This is a genomic window from Vibrio sp. PID17_43 (assembly GCF_002608565.1).
Taxonomy (GTDB): Bacteria; Pseudomonadota; Gammaproteobacteria; order Enterobacterales; family Vibrionaceae; genus Vibrio.
Genome location: NZ_LIXM01000034.1, coordinates 24,783 through 30,782, shown reverse-complemented (window position 1 = coordinate 30,782; position 6,000 = coordinate 24,783). Strand labels below are relative to the sequence as shown.

Genomic DNA, 6,000 nt, shown 5'->3' with positions numbered 1-6,000 from the left:
TTTAAATTCAGCAGAAAATGTACGTCGTTGTCGTTTTGTCATTGAGCACCTCATTTATGGTGGAGACTTTACCACCTAATTTGGTGTCCGGGATCATTAAACCACTACAGGTGCGTCCCCTAGCGAGACTAGAAATCTTTCATCAACAAACCGTTGGTTCAAAATCGCACCTTCAACTAACGAGCTCTCGGTGAGTAGATTCTGAATCACGTTCGTCCCTCACTGTTCAGAATGACGGTTATTTTAGCTCCCCTTAAATATGAGGGTGCGTCCCCTAGCGAGACTAGGAGTCTTTCATCAACAAACCGTTGATTCAAAATCGCACCTTCAACTAACGAGCTCTCGGTGAGTAGATTCTGAATCACGTTCGTCCCTCACTGTTCAGAATGACGATTATTTTAGCTCCCCTTAAATATGAGGGTGCGTCATTCCAGCGAGCCCTAGCGAGACTAGGAATCTTTCTTCAACAAACCGTTGGTTCAAAATCGCACCTTCAACCAACGCTCTCTTTGTGGGTAGATTCTGAATCACGTTCATCCCTCACTGTTCAGAATGACGGTTATTTTAGCTCCCCTTAAATATGAGGGTGCGTCATTCTAGCGAGCCCTAGCGAGACTAAGAATCTAACTTCAGCAAGCACCTAGCCTTCACACCTAACCTCAAGCCACAGAATCAACGGACAATAGATTCTGAATCACGTTCATCCCTCACTGTTCAGATTGACGATTATTTCACCGCCGCAATCTTCACTGTGAACAACGTCATTCCAGCGAGCCTTAGCGAGACTAGGAATCTATTACCCACACGCGGTGTAGCCTCAACTCATCACCTTCGCGGCCTCAAGCTCGGCCCTTTCATTTCCCTACTTCCCATAAAAATCTTTATACCAAGCCACAAATTCCGCAACGCCCTCTTTCACCGTCACTTTAGGCTTATAGCCCGTGGCAGCAAACAGATCTTCCATATCTGCATAAGTTTGGTATACATCACCTGGCTGCATTTCACGAAAGTTCTTCTTCGCTTCAATATCCAGCTCATCTTCAATCGCTTTAACGAAGTCCATCAAATTGATCGGTGAACCGTGGCCAATGTTATACACCGCGTACGGAGCAGAGCTACTTGCTGGTGTACCAGTCTCAACCGTCCAAGCCTCATCTTTTTGAGGGATCACATCCGCGATACGCACCACCCCTTCCACGATGTCATCCACATGGGTGAAATCACGCCACATATCGCCGTTGTTATTGATATCGATGGTGTCACCATCCAGGATCTTCTTGGTAAAAATAAATGGTGCCATGTCTGGGCGGCCCCAAGAACCGTACACAGTAAAAAAGCGTAAACCCGTGGTCGGAATACCATAAAGATGAGAGTAGCTGTGCGCCATCAACTCATTCGACTTCTTGGTAGCAGCGTATAAAGAGATAGGATGATCAACGTTGTCTGAGGGTGAAAACGGCACTTTCGCATTCAAGCCATACACGGAACTGGAAGACGCATACACCAAGTGTTGCACCTGATTCTGACGACATCCCTCAAGAATATTAAGATGACCAACGAGATTTGAATCGGCATAAGCATGCGGGTTCTCTAATGAATAACGAACACCAGCCTGTGCGGCACAGTGGATAACCCGATCAAATTGCTCCTCTGCGAACAATGCTTCCATTGCATCTCGGTCCGCAATGTCGAGGCAGAGAAAACGAAATAGAGAGTGCTTAATGCGATTGAGGCGAGCTTGTTTGAGATTGACATCGTAATAGCCATTAAGGTTGTCGATACCCACAACATAATGCCCGGCTTGATTGAGTTTTTCTGCAGTGGCACTGCCAATAAAACCAGCAGCACCTGTCACGAGATACTTCATAGCTTTCCTTTCCTTGGAATAAAAAAGCCAGTGAATATTCACTGGCTTTATGAAGTATAGGTGGAGATTTAATCACTACCAAATAAGTCGCGGGTATAAACTTTCTCTGCAACATCCGTGAGCTCTTCAACCATGCGGTTAGACACGATCACATCTGCCGTTTGCTTAAACTCGTTTAAATCTTGAATAACGCGAGAATTAAAGAATTCTTGCTCTTTAAGTACTGGTTCATACACCACCACGTCAATGCCTTTGGCTTTAATGCGCTTCATGATGCCCTGAATAGAAGAAGCGCGGAAGTTGTCCGAACCCGCCTTCATGATCAAGCGGTAAACCCCCACCACTTTAGGTTGACGCTTGATGATCGAGTCCGCAACAAAGTCTTTACGCGTGCGGTTTGCTTCTACAATCGCACCAATAATATTGTTTGGCACACTTTGATAGTTGGCAAGTAGCTGCTTGGTATCTTTCGGCAAACAGTAACCGCCGTAACCAAATGATGGGTTGTTATAGTGATTACCAATACGTGGGTCTAAACCAACACCCTCAATGATTTGGCGCGCATCCAAGCCATGCGCTTCGGCGTAAGAATCCAACTCATTAAAGTACGCCACACGCATCGCTAGGTAAGTATTAGAGAACAGTTTGACCGCTTCTGCCTCCGTCGAGTTCGTAAACAGGACTTGAATGTCCTCTTTTATCGCGCCTTCAACTAGCAGGCCTGCAAACATTTCTGCTCGCTCACTGCGCTCACCGACAATCACGCGTGATGGGTAAAGGTTATCGTACAGCGCTTTGCCTTCACGCAAGAACTCTGGAGAGAACAAGATATTCTCACAGTTCATCTGTTGTTTGATACGCGCGGTATAACCAACTGGCACAGTTGATTTGATCACCATCACCGCATCTGGATTAATCGCCATCACGTCTTTGATTACGGCTTCGACTGATGAGGTATTAAAGTAGTTGGTTGTTGGATCGTAATCGGTTGGTGTCGCAATCACCACATAGTCGGCACCATGGTATGCCAGCGCTTTGTCTGTTGTAGCAACAAAGTTCAGAGGCTTGTTAGCAAGAAAGTGCTCAATTTCCGCATCCACAATGGGTGATTGCTTATTGTTCAGCATTTCGACTTTTTCTGGGATGATATCAACTGCGACCACTTCATGATTTTGGGCTAACAACATCGCGTTAGAAAGCCCTACATAGCCGGTCCCCGCCACTGCGATTTTCATAGGTTAATCCTTAAATTCAACTTTTACAAAAGCATAGCAGAATCAAGAAAACTGAACGAGAGAAAAGCAAGAACTGAGAGCTGAGGCTCCTAGATCCTAGATCCTAGGGGGAGCTTGTTGAGCGCTCTGGGTATTTCAATGGCTTTTGAGGAAGTTGATTTGAATACGGTCTACGGAGCGCTTCGCTTACGGAAACACACTCACTGAACTAACGACGTCATTCCAGCGAGCCTTAGCGAGACTAGGAATCTACTACCCACACGCGATTTAATCTCAGATAATCACCTTAACTCTTTCAAAAGCGGTCAGTAGATTCTGAATCACGTTCGTACCTGACTGTTCAGAATGACAAGTATTCTTCTTATAATTCAAGAGCAAAGTTTGTACATAATCCATAATCCAAAACATTAGGTCTTAGGCCCTTTCTTTAATCCCCCTCGCACACTGGCTAAATTACCACCACGTCAATGTGTTAAATCTGTACCATATAATTGACATAATTTCTTAGGGGTGAACCATGACAACCACCATCTGCGATCTTGCCAGCGTGAACCATCACGGCGGAAAACATACCGTGACGGGCTCCTGTCATGAGCTCAAACTGCCTCATGGCAGCGTTTTGATTGATTGCGGGCTATTCCAAGGTAAGGATTTGCAGTTTGGCGGACGAAAAGCATCCCTCAATATCGAATTCCCCACCAAACAGATCAAAGCCCTAATCCTGACTCACGCGCACATTGACCATATTGGGCGCTTGCCCTGGTTGCTCGCGGCAGGCTTTAAAGGCCCCATCTATTGCACCAAGGCCACTGCAGAACTGGTGCCACTCATGCTGGAAGACGGTTTAAAGTTGCAACTTGGGCTCAATTACCATCAGCGCCAACAGGTGCTCAACGTCATTAGAAAACAGCTAAAACCGTGTGACTATCAACAGTGGCTCCCTCTTAGCAACCAAACTTACCTTAGGTTCCAACCTGCCGGGCACATTCTTGGTTCTGCTTATGTGGAGTTCAAACTGCCCAACGGTGAGGTGATTGTCTTCTCTGGCGATCTAGGCCCTAGCAATACACCTCTGCTGCCCGATCCTAAATCACCAAAACGCGCTGACTATTTGTTTATTGAGTCCACCTATGGAAACAAGCAACATGACGATGTTTCTACACGTACTACGCGCTTAAACCACATCATTGATCATGCACTTAAAGATGGCGGCGTGATCCTTATCCCCGCATTCAGCGTAGGCAGAACCCAAGAACTGCTGTTTGATATCGAGCAGTTGATTCACCAACGTGATCTACACGCCTCCCTACCGATTATCTTAGATTCACCGCTGGCGAAAAGCGTCACCAAAACCTATCGCCGCTTTAAAAAGCTCTGGGGCCAAGAAGCCAAAAACAGGTTAGTCGGCCAACGCCACCCACTCGCGTTTAAGCAATGCATTACGGTAGAAAACCACCGACAACACCAAGCGCTCGTTAATCGTCTTGCCTCAACGAATGAGCCCGCCATTGTCGTTGCGGCATCTGGCATGTGTGAGGGTGGCCGCATCGTTAACTATTTAGAAGCGCTACTGCCGGATAAGAAAAATGATGTGTTATTTGCAGGCTATCAAGCACAAGGTACGTTAGGGCGAGCCATTCAGCAAGGCAGTCACTCGGTTGCGATAGGCGCAAAGGATATAAAGGTGAAGGCACAAATCCACACCATGTCGGGTTACTCAGCGCATGCTGACCAAACGGATTTACTGCGTTTTATTACAGGCATACCAACCAAACCCAAAGCGGTGCATTTGATTCATGGGGAAAACAGTGCGAAGCGGGAGTTGGGGGTGTTGGTTGAAAGGTATGGGATCAAGGTTGTTGATTGATGGGGTTTTAGTTTTAGGGTTTCTAGGTCCTAGAAGGAGTTTGTTGATCGTTTATAGGTTTTCAATAGCTTTGGTGGTCGTTGTAAGATACGGAACGCTTCGCTTCTCGATGACAGAAAAAGCGCCATACGCAACATCGTCATTCCAGCGAGCCAAAGCGAGACTAGGAATCTATTACCACACGCAGTTTAATCTCAGTTCGTCGCCTTAACGACTTCAAACTCGGCTCGTAGATTCTGAATCACGTTCGTGCCTCACTGTTCAGAATGACCACGCTACCTAGCCATGATTTCTGTTGCTGAACATCGTCATTCCAGCGAGCCATAGCGAGACTAGGAATCTATTACCCACACGCAGTTTAATCTCAGTTCGTCGCCTTAACGACTTCAAACTCGGCTCGTAGATTCTGAATCACGTTCGTGCCTCACTGTTCAGAATGACCACGCTACCTAGCCATGATTTCTGTTGCTGAACATCGTCATTCCAGTGAGCCATAGCGAGACTAGGAATCTATTACCCACACGCAGTTTAATCTCAGTTCGTAGCCTTAACACCTTCAAACTCGGCTCGTAGATTCTGAATCACGTTCGTGCCTCACTGTTCAGGATGGCCACGCTACCTAGCCATGATTTCTGTTGCTGAATTCCGTCATTCCAGCGAGCCATAGCGAGACTAGGAATCTAATACCCACACGCAGTTTAATCTCAAATCGTAGCCTTAACGACTTCAAACTCGGCTCGTAGATTCTGAATCACGTCCGTGCCTCACTGTTCAGAATGACCACGCTACCTAGCCATGATTTCTGTTGCTGAACATCGTCATTCCAGCGAGCCATAGCGAGACTAGGAATCTAATACCCACACGCAGTTTAATCTCAGTTTGTAGCCTTAACACTTTCAAACTCGGCTCGTAGATTCTGAATCACGCTCGTGCCTCACTGTTCAGAATGACCACGCTACCTAGCCATGATTTCTGTTGCTGAATACCGTCATTCCAGCGAGCCAAAGCGAGACTAGGAATCTAATGACTAC

At 46.5% G+C, this 6,000-nt stretch carries 3 protein-coding genes; 1 reads left to right on the top strand and 2 read right to left on the bottom strand.

All coding sequences use genetic code 11. The features are described from left to right. Positions 1 to 862: 862 nt before the first annotated feature. Both AK965_RS18870 and AK965_RS18865 read right to left on the bottom strand, forming a co-directional pair. Positions 863 to 1,867, bottom strand: a complete 1,005-nt coding sequence (locus AK965_RS18870; RefSeq protein ID WP_099081057.1) for an NAD-dependent epimerase — start codon at positions 1,865 to 1,867, stop codon at positions 863 to 865. Between the two features lie 68 nt (positions 1,868 to 1,935). Then, positions 1,936 to 3,102 carry a nucleotide sugar dehydrogenase gene (locus AK965_RS18865; RefSeq protein WP_099081056.1) on the bottom strand — a complete coding sequence of 389 codons (1,167 nt, stop codon included), beginning with the start codon at positions 3,100 to 3,102 and terminating at the stop codon, positions 1,936 to 1,938. Positions 3,103 to 3,619: 517 nt separating this feature from the next. Here AK965_RS18865 and AK965_RS18860 point away from each other — a divergent pair. Then, positions 3,620 to 4,969 (top strand): MBL fold metallo-hydrolase RNA specificity domain-containing protein, encoded by a 1,350-nt coding sequence (locus AK965_RS18860; RefSeq protein WP_099081055.1) that lies wholly within the window; start codon positions 3,620 to 3,622, stop codon positions 4,967 to 4,969. The last annotated feature ends 1,031 nt before the right edge of the window (positions 4,970 to 6,000 follow it).

What these genes read in the sequence shown, in the direction of transcription:
- AK965_RS18870 (WP_099081057.1), bottom strand. Translation starts at nt 1,867, where the DNA reads ATGAAGTATCTCGTGACAGGTGCTGCTGGTTTTATTGGCAGTGCCACT.
- AK965_RS18865 (WP_099081056.1), bottom strand. Translation starts at nt 3,102, where the DNA reads ATGAAAATCGCAGTGGCGGGGACCGGCTATGTAGGGCTTTCTAACGCG.
- AK965_RS18860 (WP_099081055.1), top strand. Translation starts at nt 3,620, where the DNA reads ATGACAACCACCATCTGCGATCTTGCCAGCGTGAACCATCACGGCGGA.